Here is an 18,201-nt window from a genome sequence, read left to right as displayed (position 1 = left end):
CCAGAGACAAGAATTCACCCCCAGAGGGATTGAACTATGAACGACCTGACCAAGTTCACGAACCAGATGGCCAAGCCCGAGACGTTCGACCAGATCCAGATCGGACTGGCGAGCCCCGAGCGTATCCGCTCCTGGTCCTTCGGCGAGATCAAGAAGCCGGAAACCATCAACTACCGCACGTTCAAGCCCGAGCGTGACGGCCTGTTCTGCGCGCGCATCTTCGGCCCCGTGAAGGACTACGAGTGCCTGTGCGGCAAGTACAAGCGCATGAAGTACAAGGGCGTCGTCTGCGAAAAGTGCGGCGTCGAAGTCACCGTGACCAAGGTGCGCCGCGAGCGCATGGGCCACATCGAGCTGGCCGCCCCGGTCGCGCACATCTGGTTCCTGAAGTCGCTGCCTTCGCGCATCGGCCTGCTGCTCGACATGCAGCTCAAGCTGCTTGAGCGCGTCCTGTACTTCGAAAGCTACATCGTCATCGAGCCGGGCCTGACCCCGCTCGAGAAGTACCAGCTGCTGACCGAAGACGAGATGCTCGACGCGCAGGACGAGTATGGCGAAGATGCCTTCTCGGCCGGCATCGGCGCCGAAGCCGTGAAGCAGATGCTGATCGCGCTCGACCTCGAGCAGGAACGCGCCGACCTTCTGCAGGAACTTGAGACGACCAAGTCGGAACTCAAGCCCAAGAAGATCATCAAGCGCCTCAAGGTCGTGGAATCGTTCATCGATTCGGGCAACCGCCCCGAATGGATGATCCTTGACGTCGTGCCGGTCATCCCGCCCGAACTGCGCCCGCTGGTGCCGCTGGACGGTGGCCGCTTCGCGACCTCGGACCTCAACGACCTGTATCGCCGCGTCATCAACCGCAACAACCGTCTGAAGCGCCTGATCGAACTGCGCGCGCCGGACATCATCGTGCGCAACGAAAAGCGCATGCTGCAGGAAGCGGTCGACGCCCTGTTCGACAACGGCCGCCGTGGCCGCGTCATCACCGGCGCCAACAAGCGTCCGCTGAAGTCGCTGTCCGACATGCTCAAGGGCAAGCAGGGCCGCTTCCGTCAGAACCTGCTCGGCAAGCGCGTCGACTACTCGGGCCGCTCGGTCATCGTGACCGGTCCGGAACTCAAGCTGCACCAGTGCGGCCTGCCCAAGAAGATGGCGCTCGAGCTGTTCAAGCCGTTCATCTACGCCCGTCTGGACGCCAAGGGTCTGTCGATGACCCTGAAGCAGGCCAAGAAGTGGGTCGAGAAGGAGCGCAAGGAAGTCTGGGACATCCTCGACGAAGTCATTCGCGAGCACCCGGTCATGCTGAACCGCGCGCCCACGCTGCACCGTCTGGGCATCCAGGCGTTCGAGCCGGTCCTCATCGAAGGCAAGGCAATCCAGCTGCACCCGCTCGTCTGCTCGGCCTTTAACGCCGACTTCGACGGTGACCAGATGGCCGTCCACGTTCCGCTCTCGCTGGAAGCCCAGCTGGAAGCGCGCGTGCTGATGATGTCGACCAACAACATCCTCTCGCCCGCAAACGGCAAGCCGATCATCGTGCCTTCGCAGGACATGATCCTCGGCCTGTACTACCTGTCGCTCGACCGCGACGGCGAGCCGGGCGAAGGCATGAAGTTCGCGGACATGGCCGAAGTGCACCAGGCGCTGCACGTCGGTGCCGTGACCCTGCACTCGAAGATCGAGGCCCGCGTGCCGCAGACCGACGAGAACGGTCAGCAGTACATGAAGCGCTTCGAGACCACGCCGGGCCGCATGCTGCTGGGCGAATGCCTGCCCAAGTCGCACACGGTGCCCTTCGACGTCGTCAACCGCCTTCTCACGAAGAAGGAAATCGGTGACGTCATCGACCAGGTGTACCGTCACACCGGCCAGAAGGACACGGTGCTGTTCGCCGACGCGATCATGTCGCTCGGCTTCCGCAACGCGTTCAAGGCGGGCATCTCCTTCGGCAAGGATGACATGATCATCCCGGACTCGAAGGAAGCCCTGGTGAACGAGACCAAGGAACTGGTTGCCGACTACGAGCAGCAGTACCAGGACGGCCTCATCACCCAGCAGGAGAAGTACAACAAGGTGATCGACGCCTGGAGCCGCTGCGGCGATCAGGTGGCGAACGCCATGATGGACGAGATCAAGGCCCAGCCGATCGACCCCGAAACCGGCCGCATGGCACAGATCAACTCGATCTACATGATGAGCCACTCGGGTGCGCGTGGTAGCCCGGCGCAGATGAAGCAGCTTGCCGGTATGCGCGGCCTCATGGCCAAGCCGTCGGGCGAGATCATCGAAACGCCGATCATCTCGAACTTCAAGGAAGGTCTGACCGTTCTTGAATACTTCAACTCGACCCACGGTGCTCGTAAGGGCCTGGCGGATACGGCGCTCAAGACGGCGAACTCGGGCTACCTGACCCGCCGTCTGGTTGACGTGTCGCAGGACTGCGTCGTCGTCGTCGATGACTGCGGCACCGACCGTGCGCTGGAAATGCGCTCGATCGTGCAGGGCGGTTCGGTGATCGCCTCGCTTGCCGAGCGTATCCTGGGCCGTACCCTGGCCGAGGACATCGTCGACAAGGAAGGCAACGTCATCGCGACCAAGGGCCAGCTCCTCGACGAAGCCGCCGTAGCTGCGATCGAAGTGACCGGCCTGCAGTCGGCACGCATCCGTTCGCCGCTGATCTGCGAAGCGACCCAGGGCGTCTGCGGCACCTGCTACGGTCGTGACCTCGCTCGCGGTACGCCGGTGAATATCGGTGAAGCCGTGGGCGTCATCGCGGCGCAGTCGATCGGTGAACCGGGCACGCAGCTGACCATGCGTACCTTCCACATCGGCGGTGCGGCGCAGCTGAACGAAACCTCGCACCTCGAAGCGATCAGTGCGGGCCATGTCGAATATCGCGACATCCCGACGATCGTGGACAAGCGTGGTCGCCTGCTCTCGCTGGCGCGCAACGGCGAGATCGTGCTGTTCGACACCGAAGGTCGCGAACGCGCTCTGCACCGCGTGCCTTACGGTACAGTGCTGCTGCACAAGAACGGTTCGAAGGTCGAGCAGGGCGAACGTTTGGCCGAGTGGGATCCGTTCACGCTGCCGATCATCACTGAAACTTCCGGTATCGTGAAGTATCAGGACCTGATCGACACCCGCACCCTGACCGAGCACGTCGATGACGCTACCGGCATGACCAGCCGCGTCGTCACCGAGGACCGTTCGACGGCCCGCGCCAAGAAGAAGGAAGACCTGCGTCCGCGCATCACCCTTCTCGACGACGCGAGCGGCGAATCGGCCCGCTACATGCTGGCTCCGGGCACCACGCTCTCGGTCGAAGACGGCCAGGCGGTCGAAGCGGGCGACATCGTCGCACGTGCCAGCCGCGAAGCCGCCAAGACCCGCGACATCACCGGTGGTCTGCCGCGCGTTGCCGAACTGTTCGAGGCCCGCAAGCCGAAGGACAATGCGGTCATCGCCAAGGTCTCGGGCCGCGTCGAATTCGTCCGTGACTACAAGGCCAAGCGCAAGATCGCGATCATCCCGGAAGAGGGTGATCCGGTTGAGTACCTGATCCCGAAGTCGAAGGTCGTCGACGTTCAGGAAGGCGACTGGGTCAAGAAGGGCGACAATCTGGTTTCGGGCTCGCCCGATCCGCACGACATCCTGGAAGTCCTCGGCGTGGAAGCGCTGGCGGAATACCTGGTTGCGGAAATCCAGGAAGTCTACCGACTGCAGGGCGTGAAGATCAACGACAAGCACATCGAGGTGATCGTTCGCCAGATGCTGCAGAAGGTCGAGATCACCGACGGCGGCGACACCACGCTGCTCGCGGCCGAGCAGGTCGACTACGAGGAAATGGCCGAGATCAACGGCAAGCTGCCGGAGGGCAAGCGCCCCGCCGTCGGCAAGCCGGTGCTGCTGGGCATCACCAAGGCCTCGCTGCAGACCCGTTCGTTCATCTCTGCCGCGTCGTTCCAGGAAACCACCCGAGTGCTCACGCAGGCGGCGGTCGAGGGCAAGAAGGACTCGCTGATCGGTCTCAAGGAGAACGTCATCGTCGGCCGTCTGATCCCGGCCGGTACGGGTGCGGGCATGAACCGCGTCCGCGTGGCGGCCTCCAGCCGTGACGCGGCGCTGCGTGCAGCAACCCGCCGCGTGCAGGAAGCCATGATCCTCGCCAACACGGCAGAGGAAGAGCACAAGGCCGAACTGCTGCGCAACGCGGCCGACGATCTGGGTGACAGCCCGCTGGCAGCGGTCGAGGGCGAGACCCACGGCACCGACGCCGATGCAGGCGATTACCTGATCAAGGGTGACGACGCCGAATAAGCCTCACCGCCTCAGGGTAAATGAAAAGGCCCCGTCGGAGCGATCCGGCGGGGCTTTTTGCTACCATGTTCCGTAGCATAAATGTCACAGTTCCGTCGCCATCGACCAAGGGCGCGGAACCAGCCTCCCGGCTCCGGGTTTCCCCTCACGAGATGATCGAAGGTAGCTGACACAAACGAACTGTTGTTGATCGAGAACATGGGCACGTCCCGCTACGGCGGATCTAAGGCGTGAGGACACGGCGCCCATCCCTTCAACCCCAAAGCACACAGACCTCGTTGACCCGGCACAAGCGGTGCCGCGTGCCTGTCCTGATGGACCCGGCACCGATGCCGCGACTTGCGATCCCTCGGCAAAGACAAACGGCGGCGCCTTCCCCCCGGCACGCTCTGATGGAGTTAGACTATGAAGAAGATTGCACTTTGCGCGGCTGCCCTGATCGCCGCCGTCCCCACCATCGGCTTCGCGCAGGACGCGGACACGACGACCACCGAAGCAACCGCGCCTGACGGCACGCCCGCCTTCGGCATTGAGCCCTACGTCGGCATCATGGGCGGCTACGACAGCTACGACAAGCGCAGCGAGTTCGGCAGCCCGCGCGGTGGCAAGATGAACGGCGCGCTGATCCAGGGCGTTGCCGGCGTCAACGTTCCGATCGGTCCGGCGTTCGTCGGCGTGGAAGGCAACGTCGCCAAGGGCTTCGGCGACATCGATTGGGAATACGGCGTCAAGGGCCGCATCGGCGCCCGCGCTGGCGACAGCGGCATGATCTACGCAACCGGCGGTTACGAGTGGGTCAACGGCAAGCGCGCCTATTCCGACCAGAAGGACTGGATCTACGGCGTCGGCGTCGAAGTCGGCCCCAAGGACATCGGTCTGGGCGGCATCACCGGCAACAGCGGCGTGCGCCTGCGCTTCGAAGTCGACACCTACGACTTCGACAGCATCCGTCCGATGGCCGGCGTGATCGCGCACTTCTAAGCGCGTTCCTTTAAGTCAGCGAAAGCCCCGTCGAAGCGATCCGGCGGGGCTTTTGCATTACGGCGGGCGAGCCGCTAGGCGGGCGGCATGATACGCGCGCTTCCACCCCTGCAGTCCTGGACCTCCGCATTCGTCGGCGCGATGATCGGCTTCGGCGCAACGGTGGCGCTGATCGTTCAGGCGACACAGGCGCTGGGCGCATCGGTCGCGCAGGCGGGATCAGCCGTGACTGCGCTGTGCCTGGGCATTGCCGGAGCCGGGGCCATCCTCTCCTTCCGTCTGCGCATCCCGATCGTGCTGGCGTGGTCCACGCCCGGCGCGGCGCTGCTGGCAACGACCGCACCGGGCACTCCATGGTCCGCCGCCATCGGTGCTTTCATGGTGGCCGCACTGCTGACGATCTGCCTGGGGGTTGTACCCGCGCTGGGAAAGCTGGCGGAGCGCATTCCCGCATCCGTCGCATCGGCGATGCTGGCGGGCGTGCTGCTGCCGTTCTGCCTTGGGCTGTTCAAGGTCGCCGGCACCGATCCGCTGCTGGTCGCTGCCGTGCTCGTGGTGTTCCTCGCCGCGCGCCAGCGCCTGCCGCTTTATGCGCTGCTTCTGGTCCTTGCCGTGGGTGCAGGCCTGCCGATCCTGCGCGGCGACCTTGCCGCCCTTCCGCCGGGAGCGACCTTCGGCCACCTGACGCCAACGCTGCCCACGTTCGAACCCAGCATCATCCTTGGCATCGGTGTGCCGCTGTTCCTGGTGACGCTGGTGGCGCAGAACCTGCCGGGGCTGGTCGTGTTGCGCACTGCCGACTATCGCCCTGCCCCGCGCCCGCTTCTGGGCGGCGTCGGGCTGGCATCGCTGGTCATGGCCCCGTTCGGTGCCCATGCCGTCAACCTCGCCGCGATCTCCGCCGCGATCTGCACCGGAGAGGACGCCCATCCCGACCGGAACCGTCGCTGGACCGTGGGCGTGCTCTATGCGGGGTTCTACGTGCTGCTGGCGGCATTCTCGCCGCTGCTGGTACGTTTCTTCCTGGCGCTGCCGCATTCGGTGATCGCGGCGCTGACCGGCGTGGCGCTAATCCCGGCGCTGGTCGGCTCGATAGAGACCTCGCTGCGCACCGTGGACGAGCGCGATGCCGCGATCGTCACGTTCCTGACTGCCGCTTCGGGTCTAACGCTGCTGCACCTGGGCGCGGCGTTCTGGGGGCTGGTGCTGGGCTTCGCGGCGCTGGCGATCAAGGCGGCGTTGCGCCGCAGCCCCTGACCCTTCCTATTCCGCCGCGACGGCTTCCTGTGCGGCGTTGGCGGCTTCGATTTCCGCCGCCTTGGCTTCCACCAGCGCCACGATGTGGTCGAGCATCGTCTCGCTCTGCACCGTGTGATCGGTAACGCCGGACAGGTAGACCATGTGCTTGCCGTTGCCGCCGCCGGTAAGGCCGATGTCGGTTTCGCGCGCCTCGCCCGGTCCGTTGACCACGCAGCCCAGCACCGACAGCGAAAGCGGCGTCTTGATATGCTGCAGGCGTTCTTCCAGCGCTTCCACCGTGCGGATCACGTCGAAGCCCTGCCGGGCGCAGCTGGGGCACGATACCACGCGCACGCCGCGGGTGCGCAGGCCCAGCGCTTTCAGCATCTCGAACCCGACGCGCACTTCCTCTTCCGGCTCGGCGGAAAGCGAGACGCGCAAGGTGTCCCCGATGCCCGACCACAACAGCATGCCCATCCCGATGGAGGACTTCACCGTGCCGCCGATCAGCCCGCCCGCCTCGGTGATGCCAAGGTGCAGGGGGCAGTCCACCGCATCGGCCAGCCCCTGATAGGCGGCCACCGCCAGGAACACGTCGCTGGCTTTCACGGCCACCTTGTATTCGTGGAAGTCATGGTCCTGCAGCAGCTTGATGTGATCGAGCGCCGATTCCACCAGCGCCTCCGGGCACGGCTCGCCGTACTTTTCCAGCAGGTGCCGCTCGAGGCTGCCAGCGTTCACGCCGATGCGGATCGCGCAGCCGTTGGCCTTGGCAGCCCGCACCACTTCGGCCACGCGATCTGCGGAGCCGATGTTGCCGGGGTTGATGCGCAGGCACGCCGCGCCCGCATCCGCCGCTTCCAGCGCGCGCTTGTAGTGAAAATGGATGTCCGCGATCAGAGGCACGCGGGATTCACGCACGATTTCCCGGAACGCCGCCGTGCTTTCCACGTCGGGGCACGAGACGCGGATCAGATCCGCCCCGGCATCCTCGCAGCGGCGGATCTGTTCAATCGTCGCCTTGGCGTCGGACGTCAGGGTGTTGGTCATGGTCTGGACCGTGATCGGCGCATCGCCGCCGACGGGGACACTGCCAACCATGATCTGGCGGCTCTTGCGGCGCTCGATATCGCGCCAGGGACGTACAGAGGACATGCCCCCCTATAGGCGTTCCCGGCGGCGGTTTGAAGTCGCTTTGCGTGGCCTGCTGGCAGCCTTGCATGATTTAGGGCATTGAAGCGCAATGACCCCCGACAGCCAGCCCGCGCGCATCACCGACGACGATCATTGCGAACTGCCCCTGCTGTTCGGTCGCGTGCTGGACGGGCGGGGCGGCGCGCGGGCCGTGGACTGGAAGGAGGCGCAGCGCTGGAAGCCGGGCATCGAAAGCGAAGTGCTGTGGATCCACCTGCTGCGCACGCATCCCGGCGTGCAGGTCTGGCTGGAAACCCACTGCGCTGTGCCCGAACCCACCGCCGAGCTCCTGACCAGCGACGCCAACCGCCCCCGCGCCTTTCGCGAAGGGCAGGCGCTGGTGGCGACGCTGCGCGGGATCAACTTCAACCCCGGCGCCGATCCGGAAGACATGCTTTCGCTGCAACTGTGGAGCGACGGCAACCGCGTGGTCACCCTGCGCCGCGCGCCGTTGCAGACGCCGCGCCTTGTCGCCGATTCGCTCGACCACGGCGATGGGCCGGAAGACGCGGGCGCGCTCATCACCGCTCTGACCGAGCACCTGATCGACCGCATGAGCCACGCCATCGTCGACATGAACGCCATGATCGACGAGTTGGAGGACGAGACTGCCGACACCTATTCCGACCAGACGCTGGATAAAATTGCCACGATCCGCCGCCAGAGCCTGGCCCTGAAGCGGCACATGTCGCCCCAGCACGAAGCGCTCACCGCCATCGCCAACGGCGCGCCCGGCTGGTTCGAGGATCACGACCGGCGCGAGATCGCCGAATCCATAGCCCGCCTGCGCCGCTATCTCGACGACCTCGACATCAGCAAGGAATCGGCCCTCGTCCTGCAGGACGACATCCGCGCCCGCGCCGCGGCCAACACCCAGCGCACGCAGTACGTGCTGGCGGTGGTGGCGGGCGTGTTCCTGCCCCTCACCTTCATCACCGGCCTGCTGGGCATAAACGTCGGCGACATTCCGCTGGCGCAACCGGGGTCGCACGGCTTCTGGATCATCACCGGCCTGTGCGGCACGATCCTGGCCGTCGAACTGCTGCTGCTGCGACGGTTGAAGTGGTTCTGAGGTCGCCGCCGGCGCAGCAGCCGCGTCAGATCACTCGTGCGAACAGGAACTCTTCGTCGCGCTGCTGGCCCACCATGAAATGGATGTTCGCCACCTTGGCGAACCCGTATCGCGCGTAGAACTTCTGCGCGCCGGAGTTGTGGGCGTAGACCGACAACTGCACTTCGTCCGCGCCGAAAGCCGCGGCCTCGCCCAGTGCCCAGTCCATCAGCACGCTGCCGATACCCTGCCCGGTCGCCTCGGGCGCGGTGTAGAGCTGCTTGAGTTCGACGGCGCGCTGCCCCTGCGCGTGCTCGGGCCAGCCGCAGAGCATCACCAGCTTGCAGTAGCCTAACAGCACGCCGTCCTGCTCGGCCAGCATAACGCGCATGTTGGGGTCGGCGATCTCGCCCGCCACCTTGTCCCTGCTGTGCGCGGTGGAGAGGAAGAAGGCGAGGTCTTCGGGCGTGTAGAGATAGCCGAACTTGGCAACGAAACTGTCGTGCCCCAGCTTTGCCAGCGCGGTGGCATCGTCAGGGGTGGCGGTGCGCAGGTCCATCACAGTTCTTTCGTCATGCACATAGAGAAATCGTCAGCGACATAGTCCCCGAACGGCGGGCATTCCACGAACCCGTTCGCGCGGTAAAGCCCGTGCGCGGGCTGGAACGGTTCGGGCCGTCCGGTTTCCAGGCTGACGCGGACGTAGCCGCGCGAACGAGCTTCATCCAGAAGGTGCGCAAGGATCGCCTTGCCCACGCCCCGCCCGCGATATTCAGGCGCAGCGCGCATCGATTTCAGCTCACCGTGCGCGTCGTCCAGATGCTTGATGGCGCCGCAGCCGGCCAGCACCTCTCCGTCCCAGGCGGAAAAGAACGCGACATCGCTTTGCCGCAGCCGTTCGGCGGGCATGGCATGGACGCTTTCGGGCGGCGACCAGAGGTGCATTTCGTCGAGGTGGAAGTGCAGCAGGGCCAGGATCGCCGGGCCGGAAAGATCGTCGGGCCGGATAGTGAGGTTCACGCGCTTGCCCCCGAATGCTTGTCGGCCTTGCGGCGGCCCATCCGCATGCCCGCTTCCAGCCGGGCCCGCAACTGGGTGTAGTAATCGGACAGGAACCGCTGCTCCGCGCCCCAGCCATCGCTGCGGCCGATCTTTTCGGCGATCGTCTGGTACACCGTTTCGATGGCATCCGCGCGATCCTCGCGCAGGACGCGCTCCAGCGCCTTCAGCTCGAACTCACCATAGACCGCCAGTTCGGCGTCCTCGAAGCGGAACGTGAAGCGGTCCGCAGCGGCCGCGGCTTCGCCTGTCTCCTCGACCGCCGTCATCGCCGCCTGCAGCTTCTGCCGGGGCCGTTCCAGCACCCAGCTTCCCGCGATCACGTCGCCCGCGCGCAGCGCATCCCGATTGAAGAACGGGAACAGCAGGAAGATCGCCAGCCACCCTGCCGCCGCCAGCCACGCCATTCCGCTGTCCGCGCCCGCCATGGCGATAAGCGGGATCGGCAGGAACATTTCTATGTCGCGCAGCAGGTTGCGGGCGATCACCATCTCGGCGGTCAGGCGCCCGCCATCGCGCGCGGCGATGCGGATGCCGGTCATCCGCTTGCCCGGCGTGGCGCCGCGCGGGCCAAGTTCGAAGTACAGAAAATAGGCGTTGCGGAACAGGAACATCGCCACGATCCACACGATGAACAGGAACTGCAGCGCCTGCGCCGCAGCGCCTTTTCCGTCCATCACCCGGTCGATCCGGGCGGCGCCACCAGCAATCGTGAACAGGGCGTAGGACGTCACCCCCATCAGCACCAGGATGATGAGAAGGTCGAGGATCAGCGCCCCCACCCGCGCCCCGCGCCCGGCGACGGTGACCGGCAGCGAAATGCCTTCGGGGGTGACGAGGATACGCTCCTTGGCCGAACGGCCCGGAACGCGGGGCCTGCGCGCCCGCTTCATCGTGCGCTCCTGCGCCGCAGGGCCGAGCCGCGATAGGCGAAGAAATATGCGCACCACGCCAGCAGCATGAACCCGCCAACGGCGAAGCGCGCGGGCGTCTGGTCAACCAGCTGGCGCGCGAATCCTTCGAGCAGCGCTGCCACCACCAGCATCAGCACCACGCCTGTCATCACCAGCGCCGAACGACGCCCCGCCTCTGCCGTCGCCGTCAGCACCGGACGGTTGCCGGGAAACGCGATGGCCCGCCCGACATGCAGCCCCGCCGCGCCCGACAGCAGGATGGCGAACAGTTCAGTCGTGCCGTGAATGCTGATCCAGCCCGCGAAATCGGTCAGCAGGCCGGCCTTGTAATAGATCCAGCCCATGGCCCCCAGCCCCGCCAGATTGTGCACCAGCAGCAGCAACGAGGGGATGCCCAGCGCAAAGCCGAGCGCGAACGCGAGGATCGAGACTTGCGCGTTGTTGCTGAACAGCTGCGCGGCGAACACGCTCATCCCGTTCTTCTCGGAATGGCCGAAGATCGTGCCGCGCAGCACTTCGGCGCTGGCGCCGGGTACGCGCTCTCCCGCCATTTCGCGGCCCATCAGCGCGAAATACCATTCCGGATCGTGCGATACGAGCAGCCAGCCGACCACCGTGCCCGCCACCATGACCAGCAGCGCCACGACGATCTCGAAGCCGATGGCGCGCACCGCCGCACTCCACCCGCCGCCCAGAAACCCGCGCAGCCATTCCCACAGCGAAGAGCGCGGGCCATAGACGACGTACCACGCGCGCTGCACCAGCGCCTCCAGATAGGCCAGCGTCGCCGCGTCCAGCGACGTTTCGCGCGCGATCGACAGGCTGGATGCGACGGTACGGTACAGGCCGGGCAGCGCCAGCAGGTCTTCATCGGAAATGCCGCGCAGACGGCCCTTTTCCAAGCGCAGGACGATGGCTTCCAGTCGCTGCCAGTCGGCCTCGCGCTGCAACCGGAAGCGGTCGGAACGCAGCGCCGCGCCTTCCACGGCGGCATTCGAAATCGCGTTCATCCGATCGCTCCCGTCCGCTTGATGGCAAGGTAGGCGTCGATTAGCCGGGTGCCGATCTGCCGCCACGGCGCCTCGATCACGTCGACGCCGATCTGCCGCAGCCGGCGGGTGACGAGCGCACGCTGGCGCAGCAGCCCGTCGGCGGCAACCGCCATCGACAGCACTTCCATGTCGTCCGGATCGGCGGCGGACAGCGTCTCCAGTTCCTCATCCGCCATCGTCACGAACAGCACGACATGGCGCGCCACCAGCCGCCCGATGCTCTCGATCATCAGTTCGGCGCTGGTTGGGTCGGAAAAGTCCGAAAAGATCACGATCAGCGACCGGCGCTGCAGCCGCCCGGCCAGTGTCGCCAGCGCCAGTGTGAAGTTCGGTTCCTCGCTGCGGTACTCAAGCCCCGCCGCGGCCCTTTGCAGGCGGTGGAAATCGCTGCTGGCGGTGATGAACGGCGTCGCCACTTCGGGGCGCGAGGCAAAGCCGAACAGCGAAACCCGGTCCCCGCCCTTCAGCGCCACGAACGCCGTCGCCAGCGCTGCCGACACCGCGCGATCCAGCCGGGGCATGCCCGCCACCGGTTCGCACATCGCCTGCCCGCAGTCGAAGGCGAAGACGATCTGGTTGTTGCGCTCCACCTCGTACTCCTTGGCATAGAGGTGGACGTGGCGCGCCGAGCTTTTCCAGTCGATGCGGCGGCGGTCCATGCCGGGCTGGTATTCCGCGAGCGATTCGAACTGCGTACCCTCACCCCGGATGCGGCGGGCAAGAAGGCCGTACTGCGCATCCTTGAGGAACGTCTGCAGCGTGGGCGATCGCACGGCAGCGACGTTGGGCCATACACGCACCGCTTCGTCCAGCGTGCCCGCCAGTTGCCGCGCGCCCAGCCCCAACGGTCCGGTCCAGCGCAGCCAGGCGCGGGTGACCTTGCCCGTGCCCCGGCGCGACGGGGTAAAGGCGCCGGAACCGCGCCACCCATCATCACCACCCGTCAGTGGGAACACCAGCCGGCCGCCGGGCGCAAGGCGCGGGTCACATTCCAGCGCCACTTCGGCGCGCGATGGGCGGCCCCGGCGCAAGACGATATGCGCCGCCATCTCTCCCGGCGCGCCCACTTCGACGTCGCCCGGCACGATCACGCGCAAGTCCGCGACGCGTCCTGCCAGCAGTGCGTCGATCAGCACCGTGACCAGCACCGCCAGCCCCGCAACGGGCGCGATCACCCACAGCGCCGGGCTGGCCGCCGCGATCACCAGCGCCACCGGCGCGATGATCGCCAGCGTCACCGCAGCGCGGGCGGTAGGGACGACAGGAGCCCAGGAAGAGGACAAGGCGCGCGCCTTCACGCCGATCAGCGCGGCGCTTCGGTCTGTTCGACCAGCTGGGCGACCAGCGCCTCGACCTGCTTGCCCTCGATCTCCGCCGCCGGGCTGAGCAGCAGGCGATGGCGCAGCACCGAAGTCGCCAGCGCCTTCACGTCGTCAGGCACCACATAGTCGCGCCCGTCGAGCGCGGCGCGGGCGCGGGCGGCACCGGCCAGCAGCACGGCGGCGCGCGGCGAGGCCCCGCTCGACAGGTCAGGCGATTCGCGCGTGGCGCGCACCAGCCGTACGATGTAGTCGGTGACGCTGTCCGCCAGCTTCACGCAGGCTACCGTGCGCGTCACCGCCTCCAGTCCGGCGGGCGTGGTGACAGCGGTGATGCCCACTTCGGCCGGGGTGGGCGCGCCGCGATTCTCGCCATAGCGGGCGACGATGCGGCGCTCTTCCTCGGCGCTGGGGTAGTCGACCAGCACCTTGAACAGGAAGCGGTCCAGCTGCGCTTCGGGCAGCGGGTAGACGCCCTGACTCTCGATCGGGTTCTGCGTGGCGACCACGGTGAAGTGCGCGGGCAGCGGATGCGCGGTGCCGTCCAGCGTTACGCGGCGTTCCTGCATGGCTTCGAGCAGCGCGGCCTGCGTCTTGGGCGGGGTGCGGTTGATCTCGTCCGCCAGCAGCAGGTCGCAGAAGATCGGCCCGTGCGTCAGCGTGAACTGGCTGGTCTGGAAGTTGAACAGGTTGGAGCCGAGAATATCGCCCGGCATCAGGTCCGGGGTGAACTGGATGCGCCCGAAATCCAGCCCCAGCGTGGCGGCGAAGCACTGCGCCAGGAACGTCTTGGCGGTGCCCGGAGGCCCTTCAAGCAGCACGTGCCCGCGCGCCATCAGGGCGATCAGCAGGTGGTCCACCGTCTCGGCCTGGCCGATCACGCCCTTGGCCACTTCGGCGCGAATCGCCCGTGCCAGCGCACCTACACTTGCGATACCAGGAGCGATGTCGGGCGCCATGTCAGCCGGGGCATCTGGAAACTCGGTCATCGGGTCAGCATCCTTTCGAGCGCGTGGAGGTCGCGCGCGGCCTTGAGGAGTTCGTGCGATCGCCGCGCCGCGCGCAGGCGGGCGGCAATCACGGAAAAGGGTTCGGCATCGTGTGCGCGGGCGGCAAGCGCCCGGTCGATGGCGACGTCGGCATGTTCGGCATCAAGGCTGCGAGGCAGTGCCAGCGCCGCCGCCAGCCGTTCGCGCGCGCGATCTGCGTATGGGGGACCGAGCAGATGCAGGCGGCGGGTGCGGCGCACGAAGCCGGCAGCGTTGCTCACCAGCGCGCGCTTGCCGAAAGCGATGGCGCGTTCCGGCACCAGCGGCGGCCCGAAGCGCAGAAACGCGCGCCAGCCGACTACGATGGCGGCCAGCAGCAGGCAGAGCGTGGCGGCCAGGAACGGCGGGGTGAACGCCAGCGTCAGCAGGTTCTGCGCGCGCGCATAGCCGGGCAGCGTCATGTCGAAAACGACGGTGTTTTCGGCGGCATTGCCCGGCTCAACCCCGCTGGCGCGCACCAGCGCCTCTGCCAGTCGCGCGTTTTCAAGCCGCGCCATGCCGTAATTGTCGACGAGGTCCGGCTCGAACACGAGGACGACGGGGTAGCGTTCCTCGTCCTCGCCGGAGTGCAGCACGCGGTCGAGCGCCATGTCCTCCAGCCCCGGATAGAAGCCGCCGTCATCCATGTAGCCCGCCAGCGTCAACCGCTCTCCCCGCCCGGCGACCAGCCGCACGAGGCCGGTGCCCGCGCCCGACATGACGATGCGCCCGTCGGGGAGCGCACCGGAAAGGCCCGCCCCGCGCCACCGCGCCTGGGCCCGAGGGACGGGTGTTGTCTGCACCGATAGCTGGTCAAGGAAGCCCGGCCATTCCAGCCCGCTTCCGGGCTCCAGCCGTACCCAGCCCCTCTTCGCCTTATCGCGCTGGTCGCGCGCGGGCGGCAGGGCCAGCCACTTGGGCGAGATCACCATCGTCGGCCCGACATAGCGCCGGGCCAGCACGATCTTCTCGATCTCGTCGCCCTTCATGTAGGCGGGCGGGGTGAGCACGAGCAGCCCCGGCCGGTTCAGCGCGCCGGGATTGCGCGTCGTCTCCACCGCGAAGCCGCGGCGTTCCAGATAACCGGCCATCGCCGCATAGCCGTTCAGGCCCTTGCCCTCGGCATGGGCCTTGCCGTCGTTCGCGCTGCCCATTCCGGTCCCGGTGCCGATCATCCACAGCAGCGCCACGAACAGCAGCCCGCCGACGATCACCATCGCCAGCACCGACCACACCGAAAAGGGGTTGGCGCCGACCGCGACGCCCTGATTTTTGTGGTTCATGCCCGCAGCTCTATCTGCGCGAATCGGGCGTAGGCGGAGCGGGCGGCGGTCCAGTCCGCCGCGTCGAGATCGCGCAGGGCGAAATACGCGCGCTCCACCCGGCGGGCGATCACGTCGAAGGCGCTGCGCCCCGTTTCGGGCAGCATCGGCAGCGCGGCGATCTCGCGTGCGGTGCTGGCCGCGTTCAGCCAGTCCGGCCGGGCATCGGAGATCTGCCGCACGCTGCGCTGGAGCAGCAGATGCGCGGCTTCGGCAAAGCGGCCTTCCGCGGCAAGGCGGTCTGCATCCTCAAGCAGGGCGACGGCTTCGGCGTGGGTGGGGGTCCAGTGCACCTCCTCTGCCCTGGGACGGCGGCTGCGCCAGGCGTCAAGGCCGGGTTCGATCACCAGCCGCCACAGGATGAACGCCGCCAGCAGCACCGCGCTGCCGATCAGCACCCACTGGAACACCGGCCATGACATGCCCAGCAGCTTGCCGATGGGCTCGAAGATCGATTCGAGGAAGCGGCTCAGCGCTTTCAGCCATTCGGGAATATCGGCAGGCGGCTGCGGTTTCGGCGCGGGCAGCGGCGCATACTGAATGTCAGAGGCATCGCGCACGGCCTTCCAGTCGTCCGCAGCGGGTGCGGCCGAACCCGCGTCAATGTTGCCCCCGGCCATCGTCACGCGGGCAGGATTGCATGCGTTGTCGAAGGGCGCAAGCGGTTGAAACGGCGGTTGTATCGGATGCGGAGGCTTTTGTGCGCCCGTCCGACGACCGCGCCCGCTTACCCCCGCTTGCGCGCCTGCCGGTAAGTGCCAAGCGGGCGCACGTACTTGCAATGGAACGCCAGTTCCTGCAGCGCCTGGTCGATCCGCTCCTCGCCCGGCGCACCTTCGATGTCGGCATAGAACGTGGTTGCGGCAAAGCTGGCGCCGATCTGATAGCTTTCCAGTTTGGTCATGTTGACGCCGTTGGTGGCGAATCCGCCCAGCGCCTTGTAGAGCGCAGCGGCGATGTTCTTCACCTCGAAGATGAAGGTCGTCATCGCCTGCGTATCCTTGAGGTCGAACGGGTCGAGCGGTTCGCGCGCCAGCACCACGAAGCGGGTGGTGTTGTCCGCCGCGTCCTCCACATTGTCTTCCACGATGTCGAGGCCGTAGAGCTGCGCCGCCAGCCGGGGCGCGATGGCGCAGGCTTCGGGATCGGCCTGTTCGCGCACCAGCGCCGCCGCGCCCGCCGTGTCGGCATAGGCCATCGGCACGATGCCGCGTTCCCGCAGGTAATGGCGCGACTGGCCCAGCGCCTGCGGGTGACTGTAAGCCGCAGAGAACGGGCCCTTTGCGCCGGGAAGCGCCATCAGCGCATGGTTGATCGGGGTGAAATGCTCGCCCACGATCGACAGGCCGCTTTCAGGCAGCAGGAAATGAATGTCGGCGACGCGGCCATGCTGCGAATTCTCGATCGGGATGATCGCGCGGTCGGCGCGCCCTTCCTTCACCGCATCCAGCGCATCCTCGAACGAAAAGCACGGCAGCGGCAGGCAATCCGCATCGTGTTCCAGCGCCGCACGGTGGCCGTTACAGCCCGGCGCACCCTGAAACGCCACGGCGCGCGCGGGCTCTGCCCGGGCGGCGGCCTCCATATCAGCGACTAGAGCGATGGCGGGCTGTGGATAGGCGTGCATAGAATCGGGCGATTAGGCGGCGTCGCAATGTTCTGCAATGGCCGAATTCCTCATCGGTACTTGCGCTGGACCAAGGTGCAGATTAAGCCCCAAGGCCAACAGGATGAGCTAATAATCACCCGCGGGGCATGCTGAATGGACGATCGTTTCAATACAATCGCCGGTTGGACTCTGTTTTCAGGCATCGTTGGCCTGGGATTGACGATAGCCAGCTCGATGTATTTTCAGGCTGACAAGCATCACGCGCCCGAAACTGCGGGCTATGCTGTCGAGGGCGTGGCAGAGGAAGGTTCCGGCAGCGGCGAACCGCCGATCGCCACCATGCTCGCCAGTGCCGACGTGGCCAAGGGCGAGGCGACGTTCGCCAAGTGCACCTCATGCCACACCATCAACCAGGGCGGCGCCAACGGCATCGGCCCCAACCTGCACGGCGTGGTGGGCGAGGCGATCGGCAAGGGCGTGGGCGGCTTCGCCTTCTCCGACGCGCTCAAGAGCAAGGGCGGCAACTGGACGTTCGACAGCCTGAACGAATGGCTGAAGAGCCCCAAGGCCTTCGCGCCCGGCACCAAGATGACTTTCGCGGGCCTGTCCAAGCCGGAAGACCGCGCCAACATCATCGCCTATCTCAATGCGCAGGGGTCGAACCTCCCCCTCCCCGCAGCCGAGGCAGCGGCCCCGGCCGCCGATGCCGCCGCCGCGCCAGCCGAAGGGGCCAGCGAGGCTGCACCCGAGGCGTCGGAAGCGGCAGCGCAGTAATTCGCAGATCCGGCCCCTTTTTCGGGATACCGGTTGAAAACGGTCCGCTAGCGTCGCCGAGTCGCTAGCGGGCCGTTTTCGTCTTTCGCGCCCGCCACGGACAGCCGCGTGAGAAGACGCAACGTTTTGCGCCGCGTGCCAAGACGCTGCATTTCGTTGAACTTGTTCAGCGTGACGAAATGCTTCTTCGTCGTCCCGGACCTGATCCGGGACCGCTGCCCGTGAACAGCCTACATCGCGGAAAGGCGCCGTGCCGATAGCTGGCGCCTAAAGACCGCCAGCGGTCCCGGATCAGGTCCGGGACGACGGATGTGCCAAATCGTCCGCTGGCGAATG

15 protein-coding genes are annotated in these 18,201 nt (G+C 66.6%); 5 read left to right on the top strand and 10 right to left on the bottom strand.

What is annotated here, in order from left to right; all coding sequences use genetic code 11:
* Positions 1-36 precede the first annotated feature (36 nt).
* From rpoC to GGR40_RS14420, 3 genes are all read left to right on the top strand, one after another.
* Entirely contained in the window at positions 37-4,323 is a 4,287-nt protein-coding gene (rpoC, locus tag GGR40_RS14430; protein WP_429276948.1) for a DNA-directed RNA polymerase subunit beta', read from the top strand.
* Between the two features lie 405 nt (positions 4,324-4,728).
* Positions 4,729-5,304 carry an opacity protein gene (locus GGR40_RS14425; RefSeq protein WP_429276947.1) on the top strand — a complete coding sequence of 192 codons (576 nt, stop codon included), beginning with the start codon at positions 4,729-4,731 and terminating at the stop codon, positions 5,302-5,304.
* Between the two features lie 87 nt (positions 5,305-5,391).
* A complete protein-coding gene (locus tag GGR40_RS14420) occupies positions 5,392-6,561 on the top strand; it encodes a benzoate/H(+) symporter BenE family transporter (protein ID WP_429276946.1) in 1,170 nt (389 codons plus the stop codon).
* Between the two features lie 6 nt (positions 6,562-6,567).
* Here GGR40_RS14420 and ispG read toward each other — a convergent pair whose 3' ends face one another.
* The gene (gene ispG, locus GGR40_RS14415) at positions 6,568-7,698 is read right to left on the bottom strand and encodes a flavodoxin-dependent (E)-4-hydroxy-3-methylbut-2-enyl-diphosphate synthase (protein ID WP_429276945.1); all 1,131 of its coding nucleotides are present in this window, start codon (positions 7,696-7,698) and stop codon (positions 6,568-6,570) included.
* Positions 7,699-7,786: 88 nt separating this feature from the next.
* Between ispG and GGR40_RS14410 the strand changes: the two genes are divergently transcribed.
* Positions 7,787-8,809 carry a zinc transporter ZntB gene (locus GGR40_RS14410; protein WP_429276944.1) on the top strand — a complete coding sequence of 341 codons (1,023 nt, stop codon included), beginning with the start codon at positions 7,787-7,789 and terminating at the stop codon, positions 8,807-8,809.
* 25 nt (positions 8,810-8,834) lie between these two features.
* On the opposite strand, the gene GGR40_RS14405 is transcribed toward GGR40_RS14410, so the two are convergent.
* The 9 genes from GGR40_RS14405 to GGR40_RS14365 form a co-directional block, all read right to left on the bottom strand.
* Complete coding sequence (locus GGR40_RS14405; protein ID WP_429276943.1) at positions 8,835-9,347, bottom strand: GNAT family N-acetyltransferase; 513 nt, start codon at positions 9,345-9,347, stop codon at positions 8,835-8,837.
* A complete protein-coding gene (locus GGR40_RS14400) occupies positions 9,347-9,808 on the bottom strand; it encodes a GNAT family N-acetyltransferase (protein WP_429276942.1) in 462 nt (153 codons plus the stop codon). Before GGR40_RS14400 ends, GGR40_RS14405 begins: the two co-directional genes overlap by 1 nt.
* The gene (locus tag GGR40_RS14395) at positions 9,805-10,740 is read right to left on the bottom strand and encodes an RDD family protein (protein WP_429276941.1); all 936 of its coding nucleotides are present in this window, start codon (positions 10,738-10,740) and stop codon (positions 9,805-9,807) included. The genes GGR40_RS14400 and GGR40_RS14395 overlap by 4 nt, the downstream gene beginning before the upstream one ends.
* The gene (locus GGR40_RS14390) at positions 10,737-11,771 is read right to left on the bottom strand and encodes a stage II sporulation protein M (protein WP_429276940.1); all 1,035 of its coding nucleotides are present in this window, start codon (positions 11,769-11,771) and stop codon (positions 10,737-10,739) included. The genes GGR40_RS14395 and GGR40_RS14390 overlap by 4 nt, the downstream gene beginning before the upstream one ends.
* Positions 11,768-13,096, bottom strand: a complete 1,329-nt coding sequence (locus tag GGR40_RS14385; protein WP_429276939.1) for a DUF58 domain-containing protein — start codon at positions 13,094-13,096, stop codon at positions 11,768-11,770. The genes GGR40_RS14390 and GGR40_RS14385 overlap by 4 nt, the downstream gene beginning before the upstream one ends.
* A 20-nt stretch (positions 13,097-13,116) precedes the next feature.
* Positions 13,117-14,091 carry an AAA family ATPase gene (locus tag GGR40_RS14380; protein ID WP_429277020.1) on the bottom strand — a complete coding sequence of 325 codons (975 nt, stop codon included), beginning with the start codon at positions 14,089-14,091 and terminating at the stop codon, positions 13,117-13,119.
* Between the two features lie 26 nt (positions 14,092-14,117).
* Positions 14,118-15,443 (bottom strand): DUF4350 domain-containing protein, encoded by a 1,326-nt coding sequence (locus GGR40_RS14375; protein WP_429276938.1) that lies wholly within the window; start codon positions 15,441-15,443, stop codon positions 14,118-14,120.
* On the bottom strand, positions 15,440-16,102 hold the full coding sequence (locus tag GGR40_RS14370) for a hypothetical protein (protein WP_429277019.1): 663 nt from the start codon (positions 16,100-16,102) through the stop codon (positions 15,440-15,442). Before GGR40_RS14370 ends, GGR40_RS14375 begins: the two co-directional genes overlap by 4 nt.
* Positions 16,103-16,209: 107 nt before the next feature.
* Positions 16,210-17,109, bottom strand: a complete 900-nt coding sequence (locus GGR40_RS14365) for a prephenate dehydratase (RefSeq protein ID WP_429276937.1) — start codon at positions 17,107-17,109, stop codon at positions 16,210-16,212.
* A 135-nt stretch (positions 17,110-17,244) separates the two neighbouring features.
* Here GGR40_RS14365 and GGR40_RS14360 point away from each other — a divergent pair, with 135 nt between their 5' ends.
* The gene (locus GGR40_RS14360; protein ID WP_429276936.1) at positions 17,245-17,865 is read left to right on the top strand and encodes a c-type cytochrome; all 621 of its coding nucleotides are present in this window, start codon (positions 17,245-17,247) and stop codon (positions 17,863-17,865) included.
* Positions 17,866-18,201: the final 336 nt, after the last annotated feature.

The organism is Novosphingobium gossypii (genome assembly GCF_050433305.1).
GTDB lineage: Bacteria > Pseudomonadota > Alphaproteobacteria > Sphingomonadales > Sphingomonadaceae > Novosphingobium > Novosphingobium gossypii.
Note: the sequence above shows the minus strand (reverse complement) of the source record. Positions and strands in the feature narration are given on the sequence as shown.

What these genes read in the sequence shown, in the direction of transcription:
- rpoC (WP_429276948.1), top strand. Translation starts at nt 37, where the DNA reads ATGAACGACCTGACCAAGTTCACGAACCAGATGGCCAAGCCCGAGACG.
- GGR40_RS14425 (WP_429276947.1), top strand. Translation starts at nt 4,729, where the DNA reads ATGAAGAAGATTGCACTTTGCGCGGCTGCCCTGATCGCCGCCGTCCCC.
- GGR40_RS14420 (WP_429276946.1), top strand. Translation starts at nt 5,392, where the DNA reads ATGATACGCGCGCTTCCACCCCTGCAGTCCTGGACCTCCGCATTCGTC.
- ispG (WP_429276945.1), bottom strand. Translation starts at nt 7,698, where the DNA reads ATGTCCTCTGTACGTCCCTGGCGCGATATCGAGCGCCGCAAGAGCCGC.
- GGR40_RS14410 (WP_429276944.1), top strand. Translation starts at nt 7,787, where the DNA reads ATGACCCCCGACAGCCAGCCCGCGCGCATCACCGACGACGATCATTGC.
- GGR40_RS14405 (WP_429276943.1), bottom strand. Translation starts at nt 9,347, where the DNA reads ATGGACCTGCGCACCGCCACCCCTGACGATGCCACCGCGCTGGCAAAG.
- GGR40_RS14395 (WP_429276941.1), bottom strand. Translation starts at nt 10,740, where the DNA reads ATGAAGCGGGCGCGCAGGCCCCGCGTTCCGGGCCGTTCGGCCAAGGAG.
- GGR40_RS14390 (WP_429276940.1), bottom strand. Translation starts at nt 11,771, where the DNA reads ATGAACGCGATTTCGAATGCCGCCGTGGAAGGCGCGGCGCTGCGTTCC.
- GGR40_RS14380 (WP_429277020.1), bottom strand. Translation starts at nt 14,091, where the DNA reads ATGGCGCCCGACATCGCTCCTGGTATCGCAAGTGTAGGTGCGCTGGCA.
- GGR40_RS14375 (WP_429276938.1), bottom strand. Translation starts at nt 15,443, where the DNA reads ATGAACCACAAAAATCAGGGCGTCGCGGTCGGCGCCAACCCCTTTTCG.
- GGR40_RS14370 (WP_429277019.1), bottom strand. Translation starts at nt 16,102, where the DNA reads ATGGCCGGGGGCAACATTGACGCGGGTTCGGCCGCACCCGCTGCGGAC.
- GGR40_RS14365 (WP_429276937.1), bottom strand. Translation starts at nt 17,109, where the DNA reads ATGCACGCCTATCCACAGCCCGCCATCGCTCTAGTCGCTGATATGGAG.
- GGR40_RS14360 (WP_429276936.1), top strand. Translation starts at nt 17,245, where the DNA reads ATGGACGATCGTTTCAATACAATCGCCGGTTGGACTCTGTTTTCAGGC.